The organism is Janthinobacterium sp. GMG1 (genome assembly GCF_034427795.1).
Lineage (GTDB): Bacteria > Pseudomonadota > Gammaproteobacteria > Burkholderiales > Burkholderiaceae_D > Janthinobacterium.
Window position 1 is genome coordinate 1 of sequence record NZ_JAXQNT010000013.1, and the last position, 15,678, is coordinate 15,678.

The window sequence follows — 15,678 nt, forward strand, 5'->3', positions numbered from 1 at the left end:
GCCCCCGTAGAAGCAAGGCTTTTCCGGGGTATTTGCGGCCAACTGCTACAATTTCGCCCCCTCAGCGCAAATCCGCGTCCATACATAGAAGATTCACCATGAAACAACAAGCTCAAGGATCAGGCCTGACCCTGAAACGGGCTGGCTTTACCACTGGCTTCGGCGTGCTCGCCGCCACCCTCGGTTCCGCAGTCGGTCTCGGCAACATCTGGAAGTTCCCCTACCTGACGGGCGCGAATGGCGGCGCCGGCTTCCTGCTCATCTATCTGCTCGCTACCTTATTAGTGGGACTGCCCGTGATGATCGCGGAAATCACCTTGGGGCGCCGGGCCAAGGTCAACCCCATTTCCACCATGAAACAGCTGGCACCGAAGGGCAAGCCCTGGTGGCTGGTCGGCGTGATCGGCATGGTGGCCGCCTTCCTGATCGTCGCGTTCTACTCGGAAGTGGTCGGCTGGGTGTTTGCGTATATCGCCAAGGCCATCGATGGCTCCATCCTCAGCAGCGACAAGCGCGTGACGGAAGCGGCCTTCGCTTCGCTGATCAGCAATCCCCTGCAATCGCTATTCTGGCAATGGGGTGTGCTGCTGTTTATCGGCGGCATCTTGATGCTGGGCGTGACCAAGGGCATCGAGGCGATCGCCAAGAAACTCATGCCGCTGCTGTTCCTGCTGCTGCTCCTGCTGTGCGCGGTCAGCCTGTCGCTCGACAAAGCGGGCGAAGGACTGGCTTTTCTGTTCCGTCCTGATTTTTCCAAGCTGACAGCCTCCGTCGTGCTGACGGCCATGGGCCTGGCCTTCTTTAAATTGTCCGTTGGCATGGGCACGATGATGACCTACGGCAGCTATTTCCGCGACGACCAGAATATCCCCGTGACAACCCTGCGCGTGATGGCGGCCGACCTCGGCGTCTCCATGCTGGCCGGCATCGCCATCTTCCCCGCCGTGTTCACGTTTGGTTTCGCCCCCAGCGCGGGACCGTCGCTGGTGTTCATCACGATTCCCGCCGTGTTCTCGCAAATTCCCATGGGACAAGCGCTGATGGTGGTGTTCTTCATCCTGGCCGCCGTCGCCGCTACCGGGGCGATGCTGTCCCTGATGGAAGTGCCCGTAGTGATTTTCCATGAACGCTTTGGCTGGACCCGCACCAGGGCTACCGTCGTGACCATGCTGCTGCTGGCAGTGCTCGGTTCCGTCTGCGCGCTGAGTAACAGCACCCTGGCAGACTTCAAGCTGTTTAATTTGAATATGTTTGATCTGTTCGACTTCGTCTCGTCGAATATCTTCCTTCCGGTTGGCGGGATCGCGATTGCCTTGTTTACCGGCTGGGCCTGGGGCAAGCAGCATTTCATCGATGCGATCAGCAATCACGGCCAGCTGCAGAACAGAAAACTGGCGCATGTGCTGCTGTTCCTGCTGCGCTTTGTCTCGCCCGTATTGATCCTGATCGTGATGCTGAAAGGCCTGAAGGCCTTCTAATCAGAGTACCCGGGTGTAGGTCTGGCGCACCAGCACCCGGTCGCCGCAATCAAAATGCCACCATTCGCTGTTGATGCCGAAAAAGCCCGCCTGGAACATGGCGTCGCGCAACAATCGGCGATGTTCCACGTGCTGCTGCGTAATTTCTCCCTTTTCCAGCAAAATCAGCTCCAGCGCCGGGTGCGAGCGCTCACTCAAGTCGTCAAACCCCGTGCCCATGTCCAGTTCCTGCCCGTCCGGGCCGACGATGGTGATGTCGAGCGCCATGCCGAACGAATGGATCGAGCCGCGCGACGGCTCGGCGATGTAGCCGAGCAACTCCGTTCCCTGCAGCGCGTCCCACAGTTGCTGCTGCACCCGCTGCGGACGCAGGGCATCGAGCACCAATAGATGATGATCGGGCCGCCGCGCGGCCAGCCAGGCCACGGCCTGTTCCAGTGCTGCGGCCGCGTCGCGGTGCAACCAGGCGCAATCGATGGGGCTGTATAAGTCGCGGCCGACGAAATTGTCGGGCGTGGCATAGCGCAAGTCAACGGCGATGCCGGCGATGCTGCTCAGGTGGCGAAATTGCGGATCGCTGCTCACCGCTTCCAATTGCAAACTTGCAACAGACATCAGACTCCTCTTTCCAGGCAATTACGCGCCGCCACGCCGATGCTGTCGGCCAGGCGCCGCGCGCCATGCGACAGCGGCGAGTGGCTCGCCGTCAATAAATACAGTTGGATGGGGATCGTGGGCGCCCAAGGACGGCGCTGCAGCCGCTCGGGCGAGCCGGACGCGGCCGTAAACGGGTCGACCACGGCCATGCCGGCGCCCGCTTCCACCAGGGAACGCGCGATTTGATAAGTCTGCACCACGGTGGAAAACACGGGGTGGATATCCTGCGCTTCGCAGGCGGCAACGACCAGTTCGCCCAGTGGATCGTTGTCAGCATGGCCGATCAGCTCGCCATTCAGGCCATGCGCCGTCAACGGGGTGCCGCAATCGGCCGCGCGCCAGGTGCCGGCCGGGGCGATCACCGTCATGACGCCCTGCGCGATCGGTTCGGCCACGATGCCCGGATGGCGCGGGTCTTGCAGCGACACGGCCAGGTCCGCTTCACCGAGGCGCAAGGTATTGACGATCTCGCCCGTATGGTGGGTAGCCAACTGGCAACGCGTGTGGGGAAAGTCGCGCCGCCACTCCGTCATGGCAAACGGCAAGACGCTGATGGCAATCGTCGGCGTGGAAACCAAACGGATGGTTTCCACCGCGTGGCCCTTCAGGCTGGCCGCCAGGCGGCGGATACCCAATAAGTCGCGGTTGAGCTTTTCCGTCTCGACAAACAAGCGGTGCGCCTCGGGCTTCGGGTACAACTTGCCCCGTACGCGCTCGAACAGCGGCATGCCGAGTTGCAACTCGCAATGCTGCAAGACCTTGGTTACGGCCGGTTGCGAGATATGCAGCACCTGGGCGGCGCCGCTGATGGTGCCAACTTGCATGATGGCGTGAAACACTTCGATATGACGCAGCCGCATGAGCTATTCCTTTACCTTGCCGTGGCCGCCTGGGCCGTCAACGTTCAGCATATAAGAAAAAGTCATGGGCTGGAACGGCCATGCTACTTTGCAACAACAGCTGGGGCCGCTGGGGCTGGCGTCGTCAGCACTTCCAGCAGGGCCGCCGTTTCGCCATCAGGCGTGCCGTCGAACAAGGTGTTGCGGTATTTCATCTGGAAGGCGATCAGCACATTGCGCGTCGCTTCATCAAACACACCCGTATTCGGCGTCGCATAGCCGTGCTGGGCCAGCTTTTTCTGGAACCAGACGGCATCCGGCACTTGCTGCTCAAAAATGATTCGCTGCGCGGCCACGCGGTTCGTATCGGGCCAGACGATCAGGCCCGCATCGGCCAGCTGGCGCCATGGGAACAGCGGACCCGGATCCTGCTTGCGCTGCGGGGCGATTTCGTTATGACCGAGGATATTTTCCGGTGCGATGTTGTAACGGGCCTGTATATCTTTCAGCAGCGGAATCAGCTCATCGATCTGCGCCTGCGGGAAGGGATACCAGAGGCGGCCTTCCGGCGTGTCCTTGTAGCCGGGATTGACGATCTCGATGCCGATCGAGCTGACATTCAACTGTGTATAAGTCTTCCAGTTACTCACACCCGCGTGATTGGCCTGACGCGATTCGTCGACCAGCACGTAAAACTTCGGCTTGTCCGTGTCCGTCAGCAAATAATGGCTGCTGACCACTTGTTCCGTCAGGATCTTGATCGAGCGGGGCAGGTCGCTGACAGTGTAATGGATGACGATGAATTTCACGCGCGGGCTCTGGCTGCGCGCCGTCAGGCTATGGTCGAGGTGCGGCGCGGGCGTGGTACAGGCGGAGAGCAGGGCCACCAGCAGGGCGAGGGCGATTTTTTTCATGAAAGATCCATGTTCGGGTTAATAAAATAGTCAGTTCTTGCCAGTACGCTGGCTGGCTGCCCGGGCTGCCAGCTTGGCCGCAGCCTCATGCGCACGAGCAACTTTTTGCTCCATCATCAACGATACCGGCAAAGCAGCGCGCATGGCAACCGCAATGGCCGGGTGCAACTGCGCCGCGCGGCCCGCCAGCACCACGGGACGGGGACCGTAGCGCGTCGTCAGGGCCAGCGCCAGACGCGCCAGTTCCTGTCCCGCGCGCTGCAAGATGTCCAGCGCCAGCGGGTCGGTATCCGCACTGGCGGCCACGGCCAGCGCCAGCCGGCCGATGGCGCCCCGGTCCTGACCATACATGAAGGCGCGCGACAATGACCAGTCGCTGCCGCCCAGTTGCGCAAATACGGCCCCGGCCATGGGAGACCCTTGCCAGCTGCCGGGCGCCTCGTCTTCGCGGCGCCAGATGTGGCGCAAGGCTTCGCGCGCGATCCAGTAACCGCCGCCGCCATCGTCGAGCAACACGCCGCGCCCGCCTGCGCGGTGAAACACGCCATCCGCATCGATCCAGGCGGCAATCGAACCCGTGCCAGCGTAGACCAGATAACCTTCGCCTGGTTCAAAACTGTCGCGATAGGCAATGTCGATATCGTTGCCCAAGCGGACATCAACGGCTTCCAGCGCCAGCAACTCCGCCAGCATGTACGCCAGCACCACATCATCGCCGCCAAAGCCAGTCAAGCCCGCCACCACGGCACGCGGTTGGCCGATGGCCAGCACAGCCTGAGACAGTTTCGCAAACGTGGCGTGCACGGCTGCGCGGCCCGCATCGCTGCTCATTTGCAAGGCAGACAAGCCTTCCACGGCCCCCTCGGCCACGATGGCGCCATCGGCGGTGGCCAGCGCCCAGCGCGTCTGCGTGCCGCCCGCGTCGATGCCCAGCCCGAGCACGGCAGTGTCAGTATTAATTGCAGGGAAGGAAATCATGGCATGAGTGTAAAGCCAAGCGGAGCTTGCAGGCATGAAAGCTTGCGCATGTTTCATGCCTGCAGGTTATGGATTGCCGGTGAGCCGGCAAAGTTACTTGGCGGGGGCCGTAAACGGTTCGCGCACGGTGACGCGGGGGCTTTCATTGCCGAGACGGTCCACGGCGCTGACCACCACCGCGTTGACTTTACCGGTGGCATCGTCGACCAGGGTCAGTTCGCCCTGCACGCCCGTGACGACCGTGAAGCGCCAGTCTTCGCCATAGCGGGCCCAGACGGCGTATTGCGCCACGGGTTTGCCCCCGCCCGACGTCAACTTGACATTCAGGCTGGTGGAATCGCGGCGCAGAGCCAGCACAGGCGTGCCCGGTGCTTCCTTGCCCAGCCACGGTGTGGCGGGAATCAGGGCAGGGCTTTGATACACGGTCGCCTTGAGTTGCTCGCTGACACCCTTGCGGTTCTGCATCAGGGGCACCATGCTGAAATGCACTTGTCCATTCGCGCCGGGCCGCGTGCGCGTCACTTCGATCTGCTTGATGATCTCTTGCGGCGTGAAGGATTTGGCGGAATTGTCGATGCGGCTCGTGTACAGGCCTGGCCACACGTGGCGGCCATACGGATTCTGCGCCAGCCAGTAATCGAGCAGCACGCCAAACGCTTGCGGCGCCTGCGCCACGGGCCAGTACAACTGCGGCGACAGGTAATCGAGCCAGCCCTTGGCCAGCCACAATTCCGCATCCGCATACAATTTATCGTACTGGCTGAAGCCGACGATGCCGGCAGGGCGGCGGTCCGGACGACCGATGCCGAAGGGGCTGATGCCAAAACGCACCCAGCTCTTTTCGCGGTGGATGCCTGTATACAAGGCTTCGATCAGCTGGTTGACGTTCTGGCGGCGCCAGGAAGGGCGATCCAGCTGGCCGCCAGCCAGCAGATATTGCTGCCAGGACGGTTCATCGGGGAAAGGCAATTCGCGCTTGGCGCCGCCATTGCCCGCGTCCAGTGCGGCTGTTTCCGCACCGGCACCGGCGCCGGGCGCGTCGATCGGGTATGGATAAAAGTAATCGTCGATGTGTACGCCATCAATGTCGTAGCGGCGCACCACGTCGAGCACCACGTCTGTCGTATGTTTCGAGGCGGCGGCGTCGCCCGGATCCATCCACAGGTAGCGGCCGTACTGCTTGACGGATGCCGGGTTGGTGGACGCGAAACTGTCGCGCGCCAGCGGCGACTTGGCCGTCGCGTGACGGGCACGGTAGGGATTGAACCAGGCATGCAATTCCAGGCCGCGCGCATGCGCCTGCGCTACCCAGAAGGCCAGCGGGTCATACATCGGTAATGGCGGCTGGCCTTGCTTGCCGGTCAGGTATTCCGACCACGGTTCCAGTTGCGACGGATAAATCGTGTCGGCGCTAGGGCGCACTTGCAGCACAATCGCGTTCAGATTCAAGGACTTGGCGCGGTCGAGAATGGCGATCGCCTCAGCTTGCTGCTTAGCGACAGGCAAATTGCTGCGGCTGGGCCAGTCGATATTGGCGACCGTCGACACCCAGGCGGCGCGGAACTCGCGCGGCGCCGGCGGCGGCACTTCGCCCGTGATGTGCTGCACGGGCGGCACGGCCGGCAAACCCGCTTCGCCCGGCGTCACTGCGGACGGCAGCTTGGTGCTGGTACAGCTGCTGAGCAAAGTGGCGGTGGCCAGCGCGGCCAATACGCCGGCGCTGGCGCCCAGGCGTTTTTTGAAAGTAGACAACAAAACAATTCCTTGCAGTGGTGAAGCGCAGGTCTATCGGTGCGGGCATTTTACTGTGCGCCCGCCATCCATGCGGGCGCACGGTTCAAAAGAATCAGGCCTCGGCCTTCTTGCCGAATTCCGGATCGATCTTGACCAGCGCGGCCATGATGAAAGCAGGAATGGTGGCGATGCAAACCCAGATGAAGAAATGCTGGTAGCCGAGCATTTGCTGTATCCAGCCGCTGGCCATGCCCGGCAACATCATGCCCAGGGCCATGAAGCCCGTGCAAATGGCGTAATGGGCCGTTTTATGCGCGCCATCGGAGACCATGATCATGTACAACATGTACGAAGCGAAACCGAAACCATAGCCAAATTGCTCCAGCGCAATACCCCCGGCGATCACATAGATGCTGCTGGGCAAGGCGCTGGCCAGGTAAACAAAGACCAGGTCGGGCAAGTGGACGGACAGCACCATGATCCATAAACAGCGTTTCAAGCCGAAGCGGGAAATGATGAATCCGCCCAGCAAGCCGCCCAGCGTCAGGGCGATCACGCCGATAGTGCCGTAAACGAGGCCCACCTGTTCCGTGCTCAGGCCCAGGCCGCCCTTGGCGACAGGGTCTAGCAGGAAGGGTGCCGCCAGCTTCAACAGTTGCGCTTCGCCGAGGCGGAACAGCAGCAAAAAGCCCAGGATGACGAAAATATCCTTCTTCTTGAAGAAGGAAGCAAAGGTGGCGACGAATTCCTGCAACGGAGAAACACCGGCGCCCTGGATGCTGGGGCGGTCATCCTTCGGCTTGGGCAAGACAAAATAGTGGTACAGGAAGAGGGCGATGAACAGTCCTGCCAGAATGGCGAACACGACGGACCAGGCCAGTTGCACATTGCCCGTCGCATGCGTCAGATAGCCGGCCAGATACACGAGGCCGCCCTGGCCCGCGATCATCGCCAGGCGATAGAAAGTGCTGCGTACGCCGACAAAGGCCGCCTGCTGGTGCTCTTCCAGTCCCAGCATGTAAAAGCCGTCGGCGGCGATGTCATGCGTGGCGGAACTGAAGGCCATCAGCCAGAAGATGGCCAGGCTGATCTGGAAAAAGTGGGGCAAGGACGTCGTCAGGGCCACCAGCGCCAGCGCGGCGCCGATCACCAGCTGCAAGCCGACGATCCAGAAGCGCTTGGTGCGGTACATGTCGATAAAGGGCGACCACAGGGGCTTGATGACCCAGGGCAAGTACAACCAGCTGGTATACAGCGCGATATCCGTATTGCTGAAACCATAATTCTTGTACATGATCACGGACAAGGTCATGACCACTACATAGGGAATGCCCTGGCCGAAATACAGGGAAGGGATCCACAGCCACGGCTTGTTCGTGCGCACCGGGGCGGTTTGTTTCACTAGCTCCATACATCCTTCTTTGTCTCCCAGACAGAAGAATGCCGCGCCATCGGATCACGCCGCCAGTGCCGCCCGCACACTGCCGTCCGCGCCGGCCAACAATGCCTGTGCCTGGTTTGTGTTGATTTTTTTGATCAAGGCAACAATCGCCACCTTGACGTGAAATTGGCATTGCTCCAGCACGGTCCTGGCCTGCACTTCGCTGGCACCGGTGGCATGCATGGTCAGACGCACCGCCCGCCAGATCAGCTTGGCGTTGGTCGGCTTCAAGTCTACCATCAAGTTTCCGTAAGTTTTATGCAAACCCACCATCAGCGCGCTGGAAATCGTATTCAGGGTGATTTTTTGCGCCGTGCCCGCCTTCAGACGGGTGCTGCCAGAAATGACTTCCATACCCGTGTCGAGCACGATACCGCATTGCGCCTCGTGTGCCACGGGGGCATCCACATTGTTGGCGATGCCTATCGTCAAGGCGCCCGCCTTGCGCGCGGCCAGCAAGGCGCCCAGCACATACGGCGTGGCACCGGAGGCGGCCAGCAGGATCACCACATCATTGACCTGCGGCTGCAGGGCCAGCAAATCCTTCTCACCTTGCGATAAATCATCTTCGGCCCCTTCGACTGCCGTAAACATCGCGCCCGCGCCGCCGGCCAGGATGGCGACGGCCCGCTCGGGCGGCCAGGAAAACGTAGGATTCAATTCAACGCTGTCGAGCACGCCCAAGCGGCCGGACGTGCCCGCGCCCACGTACAGCAGGCGTCCGCCGGCCGCGATGCGGGGCAGGGCGGCCGTGATGGCGGCAGCGATGTCGGGCGACGCCAGCCGCACGGCTTCGACGGCCCAGAACTGGTCATCGACCAGCGCCGCCACCAGTTGCTCCACCGGATACAAGTCCAGGTCCGGATGCCGCCGGCTCGGGGTTTCAGTTTTCAACATGATTTCAGAACATGGTTGAACGTGAAACCAGTTTAATACCAACGGGCGAGATCAACCATGAAAGGATGGCGCACGGGCATAACGGGCGTTTATGGCTGGCGCAGGAGCGTGGCGTACTACTTGTACTTCGATACGCCCCCGTTTGTGTCTATACTTCCGTTCGACGCCAACATCCACGACAAGCCCCATGATCGCTCGCCAATTGCTGTTCCTGTTTAGCGCCCTGGGCGCCATCAACGGCATTTTCCTGGCCGTCTATTTTTTCAGCCGTCGGCCTCGCTGCCTGGCCGACTGCATGCTCGGTGCATTGCTGCTTGCCGTCGGGGTGCGCACCGCCAAATCCGCCTTCCTCTACTTCAACCCGGCGATCGCCATCGAATTCCGCCAGCTGGGCCTGTCGGCTTGCCTGCTGATCGGTCCCCTGACCTATCTCTATGTGCACTCTTTCATCGCCGGGCGCGCGCAACTGCCTGCCAGCCAGCAATGGCGCTGGCATCTCGGCCTGTCCCTCCTGATCATTGGCATAGGCGTTGCCTTTCCGTATTCCGCATATCGTTCCGTGTGGGACCTGTCGAGTCATGCCATTCATGTGTTCTGGCTAGGCTACCTGCTGGCGGCCGCCAGCTTGCTCTGGCAAAGCCGCCATGCATGGCTGAACGACGGACAGCGGATGGCGACCAGCAGCGTGCTCCTGCTGAGCGTCTTTGCCGGCAGCGGTGTCATGCTGGCGGCGTACGCGAGCACGCCGTTCACGTCCTATATTGTCGGCGCCTTGTCGTTCACCTTCTCGCTGCATGTGGCGGTCATGGTCTTTCTGCTGAGAAAAGAAACCTCGACGCCTGCCGATCTGAGGCAGAAATACCAGCATAGCCGCCTGACGCACGAAGATGGGCTTGCCGTGCTCGCTGCGCTGGAACAACAGATGAGCGGGCAACAATCCTATCTGAATCCGAACCTGACCCTGGCCCAACTGGCCAAGCGGGCGGGATGCACGCAGGCGCAGGTATCGCAGGTGCTCAATGACAAGCTGAGCAAGAGCTTCACTACCTACGTCAACGAATACCGTATCGCCGAAGCGAAACAGGTATTGACGGACGAACCGCAACTGAACATGGATATCGTTGCCGAGCGCTGCGGGTTCAATTCCAGTTCCACCTTCTACTCGACCTTCAAGAAAGTTGCTGGGCAAACACCCGCCAGCTTCCGCGCCCAATCGAGCCAGGCGACCAGGGCCATTTCCGCGTAAAACCACTCCGGAATCGCCATTCCGGAGTCTGAAATCCTGTTTGGCGACATCAATTCCCCTGCATTTCGATAACTTATCGACCAACAACGATCTGCAATAGTCGTTGCTCCGATAAACGCAGTTCTTCATTCAGGGTAAAGTCATGATTCAGTTTTTATTGCGAACGGTACTCGCCTGTTGCTTGCTAAGCATCACCGCCGTCGGCACCGCCGCAACCGCAGACCAGGACGAAAATGCCATCCGGGAAACCGTGGGCTTGTATCTGCATGGCACCAGCTTCAACGTACAGGACGAAATCAACCAGGCCTTCCTCGCGAATTCCCGCCTTTACCTCGACGGCAAAAACGATACGGAATGGGAGTTGAGCGGTCCGGAATACGCCAAACTCTTTACCGAGGAGAAAAAAGGGCAATTCAATGGGCGCCACGGACGGCTGATCAAAGTGGATGTCAGCGGCAAGGTGGCCACGGCCAAGGCCGAGATCCACATTCCCCAGCAAGGGGTCCGTTACGTGGATGTCTTTCTTTTGAAAAAGATCGCCGGCAACTGGAAGATCATCAGCAAGTCGGCCCATCGCGAGCCAGCAGCTCCGCGCCACGCACGCAAGGTGCTGCTGGTGGTGTCGAATGTGCATCAATATCCGGGCACAAAAATTAATGCAGGCAATAATTTCCCCGAACTGGCCTATACCTATGATGCCTTTCGCAAAGCAGGGTACGCGGTCGACTTCGTCAGTCCCGAGGGGGGCGCCATTCCCCTGGAAATGATCGTCACGTCGGACGCGCTGCTCAAGAAGTACCTGTACGACAGTGATTTCATGTGGGCACTGGCCCATACCAGGCCCGTCGCCGAGGTCAAGGCAGACGAGTACGCGGGCATGGCTTTCGTCGGCGGCGGCGCGGCCATCGTCGGCATCCCGGAAAACAAGCCGCTGCAGGACATCGCCTTGCGTATCTACGAACAACAAGGCGGAGTGATCGCGGCCATCTGCCATGGCACCGAGGGCATCAAGAACCTGAAGCTCAGTGACGGTACTTTCCTGATCCAGGGCAAGACGCTCACCTCGTTCCCCGATGCGTATCTCAACAAGGAATCGCCGGTCTACAAGGCCTATCCCTTTTCGGCGGAAGCCAGCATCAAGCGCCATGGCGGCATTTTTAGGCACGGTGCCAACGGCAAGAGTCACGTCGAAGTCGATGGCCGGCTGGTGACCGGCATGAGCTGGGAGTCGTCCGTCGGCGTGGCGGAATCCATGATCCGCCTGCTCGAACAGTAGATTTATGGAGCGCGGCGCATTTCCGCCACAAAATCGTAATGATCGCTGCGGCAATACGAATGCGTCAGTTCCACCGCTTCGCCCGACTCCAGGTAGGCGATGCGCGTGATGAACAGCACGGCCTGGCCATCGGGGATGCCCAGTTGCTTGGCCAGCACATCCGTCGCATTCATGGCGCGGATGTGCTGCAAGGCGCGCACGGGGGACTTCTTGATGCTGCTCAAGTATTCATACAGCGAGTCACCCATGGCGGCCGGGTCCGGCACCACGCTGAAGGGCAGCACGCTCACTTCATACGCCATCACGACGTCGTCAGCCAGGCGCAGGCGCTCGAGGCGCGCCACTTTCGTGTTCTGCGCCAAGCCCAGGCTCAGCTGCTCATCGCTGCTGGCGATGACGACTTCGCGCTTGAGCCAGCGCGAGCCGGGGCGGTAGCCGCGCTGCTGCAGCTGCTCGGAAAAGCTCGACAGGTTCGACAGCGGCTGCTCGATGCGCGGGGCAATATAGTTGCCCGAACCGCGGCGGCGCACGACGAGACCTTGCTCTACGAGCTGGTCGATGGCCTTGCGGGCAGTCACGCGCGATACGTCAAGCAGTTCGGACAGGGTACGTTCAGATGGCAGGGCCTGGTCTACCTGGTAGCGGCCGTTGCGTACGTCATCGCTCAGCTTGCGGGCGATCTGCATATATAAAGGCGAATTGTCATTTAAATCGACCTTGAGTTCTACGCTGGTCTGGCTCATACAGTTCTCCTTGTCCTCCTAGTGTAATAGCGATGGCGCTTGCGCGTAGCCCGTCCACCCATGAATAAATGGAAAATGGCCATAAATAACGGTTATACACTTAAAAAAACAATGTTTTACCGTACGTATAGCTTTGCATTATAGATAAATAAGCAATTTTCATTAGCGTAGTCAACCATCCCGCCCTATGCTGGTGGCGCCTCCACCACATCGCAAAACAGGGAAACATGCACAATAAAATGACGGGCTTACTGGGCTTGCTGCTGCTGGGCACGACCTGGAGCGCGCTGGCCGCCCCGCCCGGCGGCGGCAAGGACCATCAGCGCGCGCTCGATGCCACGCTGGCCGCCATCGTCGATGATGCGGCCCACCCGCTGGCCAGCCTGTCCGTGCTGGCCATCCGCCAGGGCAAGGTGTCGTATCAGCAACAATTTGGCTACCGGCATATCGGCGCCACGCCGGCGGACAGCTTGCCCGTGACGCCGGCCACCCTGTTCCGCATCGCTTCCGTATCAAAGATGATGACCACCGTGGGCCTGATGCGGCTGGTCGAGCAGGGCAAGCTGAGCCTGGACCAGGACGTGGGCATCTATCTGGGCTTTTCCCTGCGCAACCCGCACTTTCCCCAGCAAGCCGTCACCCTGCGCAGCCTGCTCAGCCACACTTCCTCGCTGCGCGATGCGGGCGGCTATGCCTGGGGACCGGAACGCAGCTTGCGCGACGTGTTTACGGCCGGCGGCGATACGATGTGGGATACGGCCGCGGCGCCGGGCCGCTACTTTATGTATTCCAACCTGAACTGGGGCGTGATCGGCACGGTGATGGAAAAAGTCACGGGCGAGCGCTTCGACTTGCTGATGCGGCGTCTGCTGCTCGATCCCCTCGATGTGCGCGGCGGCTACAACCCGGCGGCCTTTCCGGCGGAAGAGGTCGCCAATACGGCCACCCTGTACCGCAAGCGCACGCTGGAGACGGAAGTGTGGCAGCCGCAAGGGCCGTGGATCGCCCAGGCCGACGATTTTTACACACATCCACCGGCCAACATGGCCAGCTATGTGATCGGCAGCAACGCCACCGTCTTCAGTCCCACGGGCGGCTTGCGCATTTCCGCCGCGGGAGTGGGCAAGGTCATGCAAATGCTGCTCGACGGCGGCCGCTACCAGAATCAACAACTGTTGCAACCGGCCAGCATCGCGCTGATGTTTGGCCGCCAATGGCAACTGGCACCCAATGCCCACAATGGCGACAGCGAGCGGGGCCTGTACCGCGCCTGGGGCCTGGGCAACCAGCAGTTCGATGCAGTGGCGGGGCAGGGCAACGGCCTGGTCGAGGGCGCCAGTTTCGCGGCCGTGGGACACCTGGGCGACGCGTATGGCCTCGTGTCCGCCTTCGTGCTCGATTTCAAGAACAGGAACGGCATGGTGATGCTGGTGGGCGGCACGGGCAGCGATCCCGAACACTATCCTGGCGCCTATTCCGCCATGGGACGCAGCGAGGAATTGATACTCACCGCGCTCTACCGTGGTGCGATAGATAACAATCAGTCCTTGCATTGAAATGGTGCATTCCTGAAAGTTATGGCTGCACCATGATGTTTCATTGGCTGCCTTGGCGGCCAGCCTCTAAGCTCTTCCCGAATGCTTCCGCACCATGGGAGCGCAACGCAGCGAGGCAACATGCAGCAACAAGTCATCATCATCGGCGGCGGCGTCGTCGGTCTGACATCGGCCTGGTGGCTGGCCGAGGCCGGCTACAAGGTCACGGTACTGGAACGTAATGAACAGGTGGCGATCGCCGCCAGCTACCGCAATGGCGGCCAGCTCAGCTATCGTTATGTGGCGCCCCTGGCGGACGCGGGCGTACCCTTCAAGGCCCTGCAATGGCTGCTGCAGAAAGATGGTCCGCTGCGCTTCCGTCCCGAGGCCGACTGGCGCCAATGGCGCTGGATGGCCAGTTTCCTGCGCAATTGCAATGCCGCCAGCAACGCCCGCACGACGGCCAAGCTGCTGGAATTAGGCGAACTGAGCCGCGCCGGCATGGCGCAGCTGGAACTGACCGTGCCGCCCGAAGCGTATGCCTGGCGCGATGCAGGCAAACTCATCGTCTACCGTTCGCCCGCCATCTTTCAACGGGCCGTGGCGCGGCCCGAATCGGAAGAAGCGCGCCTCGTCCTGTCGCCGACGGAGGCGGTACAGCGCGAACCGGCGCTGGCCGCCCTGCAGAATTCATTGGCAGGCGGCATCTTTACGCAAGGCGAGGCGGTGGCCGATTGCCACGCCTTTTGCCTGGCCCTGGAAGCGCGCCTGCTGCAGCACCCGAATTGTTCGCTCATATTAAAAGGCGAGGCGCGCCGCCTCGTCACGCACAAGGGCAGGGTCACGGGCGTCGACACCAGCCTGGGCCTATTGCAGGCAGATCACTATGTGCTGGCGGCCGGCATCCAGAGCCGCGACCTGGCCGCCACGGCAGGCATCTACCTGCCCCTGTACCCGCTGAAAGGCTACAGTCTGACGGCGCCCATCCGCGCGCAAGACCGGGCGCCCGAGATCAGCATCACGGATTTTGAGCGCAAGGTGCTGTATGCGCGCATTGGTGGCGATCTGCGCGTGGCCGCCATGGTCGACATGGTGGGCGCCGACAACAGCATCGACTGGAACCGCATCGCCGGCCTGACGCGGCTGGCGCGCGAAGCCATGCCGCACGGCGCCGATTACGACCAGGCCACGGCCTGGGCCGGTTTGCGTCCCGCCACGCCGAACAGCGCGCCTCTGGTGGGTGCCAGCAAATATGCGAACTTGTGGCTCAACGTGGGCCACGGCCCGCTGGGCTTCACCTTTGCCGCCGGCACGGCGCGCATCCTGGCCGACCTCATGGCCGGCAAGGCGCCGCCGTTCGCGCTGGACTTCCTCAGTCCGAAAAAATAGCTGGCCAAGGCGGCGCGCACGCGCCGCTGCCGATATGGCGGATAATTGCGGAACTTTCCTGTTCCCCTATCCGTCAGCGCATGCCCACACCCTCGACATCTGCCGCCTGCCCCTGTGGCGGCGCCTCCTACGCCAGTTGCTGCGGCCCGTATATCGCGGGCGACGCCTTGCCACCCACGGCCGAAGCCCTGATGCGTTCGCGCTACACGGCGTTCACCTTGCGCGACGAGCCGTATCTGCTTGCCACCTGGCATGCCAGCACCCGTCCCGCTGACGCTTTATTTGCCGAAGAAGAAAAAGTCCACTGGCTGGGACTTGAGGTAAAATCTGCTTTACGTTTACGTCAACGTAAAGCAGTATCAGCAGATCAAGCCGAAGAGATACACCGCGATAGCGTGGAATTCGTAGCCCGCTACAAGGTCAACGGCCGCGCGCACCGCCTGCATGAAGTGAGTCGCTTCGTGCGCGAAGCCGGTGACCGTGGCATGCGCTGGTTTTATCTCGACGGCAGTTTTCCCGAATAGCGCGACCCGAGAGACCGGGCGATCATA

Annotated in this window: 14 protein-coding genes; 6 read left to right on the forward strand and 8 right to left on the reverse strand. The window is 61.3% G+C overall.

The genetic code is table 11. The annotated features are described in order from the left end of the window. Window positions 1–98: 98 nt before the first annotated feature. Complete coding sequence (locus SJI03_RS25105) at window positions 99–1,478, forward strand: sodium-dependent transporter (protein WP_322429009.1); 1,380 nt, start codon at window positions 99–101, stop codon at window positions 1,476–1,478. Here the strand turns inward: SJI03_RS25105 and SJI03_RS25110 are convergent, their stop codons facing one another. From SJI03_RS25110 to SJI03_RS25140, 7 genes are all read right to left on the reverse strand, one after another. Next, the gene (locus SJI03_RS25110; RefSeq protein WP_322429010.1) at window positions 1,479–2,093 is read right to left on the reverse strand and encodes a M15 family metallopeptidase; all 615 of its coding nucleotides are present in this window, start codon (window positions 2,091–2,093) and stop codon (window positions 1,479–1,481) included. After that, window positions 2,093–2,995 (reverse strand): LysR family transcriptional regulator, encoded by a 903-nt coding sequence (locus tag SJI03_RS25115; RefSeq protein ID WP_099377586.1) that lies wholly within the window; start codon window positions 2,993–2,995, stop codon window positions 2,093–2,095. The genes SJI03_RS25110 and SJI03_RS25115 overlap by 1 nt, the downstream gene beginning before the upstream one ends. Window positions 2,996–3,078: 83 nt before the next feature. Then, on the reverse strand, window positions 3,079–3,888 hold the full coding sequence (locus SJI03_RS25120) for an N-acetylmuramoyl-L-alanine amidase (RefSeq protein ID WP_322429011.1): 810 nt from the start codon (window positions 3,886–3,888) through the stop codon (window positions 3,079–3,081). 30 nt (window positions 3,889–3,918) lie between these two features. Continuing rightward, window positions 3,919–4,866 carry an N-acetylglucosamine kinase gene (locus SJI03_RS25125; RefSeq protein WP_322429012.1) on the reverse strand — a complete coding sequence of 316 codons (948 nt, stop codon included), beginning with the start codon at window positions 4,864–4,866 and terminating at the stop codon, window positions 3,919–3,921. A gap of 93 nt (window positions 4,867–4,959) precedes the next feature. Then, window positions 4,960–6,621 carry a glycoside hydrolase family 10 protein gene (locus tag SJI03_RS25130; RefSeq protein WP_322429013.1) on the reverse strand — a complete coding sequence of 554 codons (1,662 nt, stop codon included), beginning with the start codon at window positions 6,619–6,621 and terminating at the stop codon, window positions 4,960–4,962. 91 nt (window positions 6,622–6,712) lie between these two features. Further along, window positions 6,713–8,011 carry an MFS transporter gene (locus SJI03_RS25135; RefSeq protein ID WP_322429014.1) on the reverse strand — a complete coding sequence of 433 codons (1,299 nt, stop codon included), beginning with the start codon at window positions 8,009–8,011 and terminating at the stop codon, window positions 6,713–6,715. A gap of 45 nt (window positions 8,012–8,056) precedes the next feature. Beyond that, window positions 8,057–8,938, reverse strand: coding sequence for an N-acetylmuramic acid 6-phosphate etherase (locus tag SJI03_RS25140; protein ID WP_322429015.1), 882 nt, complete (start codon window positions 8,936–8,938; stop codon window positions 8,057–8,059). A gap of 187 nt (window positions 8,939–9,125) precedes the next feature. Here SJI03_RS25140 and SJI03_RS25145 point away from each other — a divergent pair, with 187 nt between their 5' ends. Together SJI03_RS25145 and SJI03_RS25150 are read left to right on the forward strand one after the other, a co-directional pair. After that, window positions 9,126–10,184: a helix-turn-helix transcriptional regulator gene (locus SJI03_RS25145; RefSeq protein WP_322429016.1), complete on the forward strand. Its 1,059-nt coding sequence runs from the start codon at window positions 9,126–9,128 to the stop codon at window positions 10,182–10,184. Window positions 10,185–10,326: 142 nt separating this feature from the next. Then, window positions 10,327–11,460, forward strand: coding sequence for a nuclear transport factor 2 family protein (locus SJI03_RS25150; protein ID WP_322429017.1), 1,134 nt, complete (start codon window positions 10,327–10,329; stop codon window positions 11,458–11,460). Window positions 11,461–11,462: 2 nt separating this feature from the next. Here the strand turns inward: SJI03_RS25150 and SJI03_RS25155 are convergent, their stop codons facing one another. Further along, window positions 11,463–12,203 carry a GntR family transcriptional regulator gene (locus SJI03_RS25155; protein WP_099377594.1) on the reverse strand — a complete coding sequence of 247 codons (741 nt, stop codon included), beginning with the start codon at window positions 12,201–12,203 and terminating at the stop codon, window positions 11,463–11,465. A gap of 239 nt (window positions 12,204–12,442) precedes the next feature. On the opposite strand from SJI03_RS25155, the gene SJI03_RS25160 reads away from it, so the two are divergent. The 3 genes from SJI03_RS25160 to SJI03_RS25170 all read left to right on the forward strand — a co-directional run bounded on the left by SJI03_RS25160 (window position 12,443) and on the right by SJI03_RS25170 (window position 15,651). Then, on the forward strand, window positions 12,443–13,759 hold the full coding sequence (locus SJI03_RS25160; RefSeq protein WP_322429018.1) for a serine hydrolase: 1,317 nt from the start codon (window positions 12,443–12,445) through the stop codon (window positions 13,757–13,759). An 81-nt stretch (window positions 13,760–13,840) separates the two neighbouring features. Beyond that, window positions 13,841–15,127: a D-amino acid dehydrogenase gene (locus tag SJI03_RS25165; protein WP_322429019.1), complete on the forward strand. Its 1,287-nt coding sequence runs from the start codon at window positions 13,841–13,843 to the stop codon at window positions 15,125–15,127. A gap of 80 nt (window positions 15,128–15,207) precedes the next feature. Then, window positions 15,208–15,651 (forward strand): YchJ family protein, encoded by a 444-nt coding sequence (locus SJI03_RS25170; RefSeq protein WP_322429020.1) that lies wholly within the window; start codon window positions 15,208–15,210, stop codon window positions 15,649–15,651. Window positions 15,652–15,678 lie beyond the last annotated feature (27 nt).

Excerpts from the sequence above, each read along its gene's own strand:
- SJI03_RS25105 (WP_322429009.1), top strand. The coding sequence starts at position 99 with ATGAAACAACAAGCTCAAGGATCAGGCCTGACCCTGAAACGGGCTGGC.
- SJI03_RS25110 (WP_322429010.1), bottom strand. The coding sequence starts at position 2,093 with ATGTCTGTTGCAAGTTTGCAATTGGAAGCGGTGAGCAGCGATCCGCAA.
- SJI03_RS25115 (WP_099377586.1), bottom strand. The coding sequence starts at position 2,995 with ATGCGGCTGCGTCATATCGAAGTGTTTCACGCCATCATGCAAGTTGGC.
- SJI03_RS25120 (WP_322429011.1), bottom strand. The coding sequence starts at position 3,888 with ATGAAAAAAATCGCCCTCGCCCTGCTGGTGGCCCTGCTCTCCGCCTGT.
- SJI03_RS25125 (WP_322429012.1), bottom strand. The coding sequence starts at position 4,866 with ATGATTTCCTTCCCTGCAATTAATACTGACACTGCCGTGCTCGGGCTG.
- SJI03_RS25135 (WP_322429014.1), bottom strand. The coding sequence starts at position 8,011 with ATGGAGCTAGTGAAACAAACCGCCCCGGTGCGCACGAACAAGCCGTGG.
- SJI03_RS25140 (WP_322429015.1), bottom strand. The coding sequence starts at position 8,938 with ATGTTGAAAACTGAAACCCCGAGCCGGCGGCATCCGGACCTGGACTTG.
- SJI03_RS25145 (WP_322429016.1), top strand. The coding sequence starts at position 9,126 with ATGATCGCTCGCCAATTGCTGTTCCTGTTTAGCGCCCTGGGCGCCATC.
- SJI03_RS25150 (WP_322429017.1), top strand. The coding sequence starts at position 10,327 with ATGATTCAGTTTTTATTGCGAACGGTACTCGCCTGTTGCTTGCTAAGC.
- SJI03_RS25155 (WP_099377594.1), bottom strand. The coding sequence starts at position 12,203 with ATGAGCCAGACCAGCGTAGAACTCAAGGTCGATTTAAATGACAATTCG.
- SJI03_RS25160 (WP_322429018.1), top strand. The coding sequence starts at position 12,443 with ATGACGGGCTTACTGGGCTTGCTGCTGCTGGGCACGACCTGGAGCGCG.
- SJI03_RS25165 (WP_322429019.1), top strand. The coding sequence starts at position 13,841 with ATGCTTCCGCACCATGGGAGCGCAACGCAGCGAGGCAACATGCAGCAA.
- SJI03_RS25170 (WP_322429020.1), top strand. The coding sequence starts at position 15,208 with ATGCCCACACCCTCGACATCTGCCGCCTGCCCCTGTGGCGGCGCCTCC.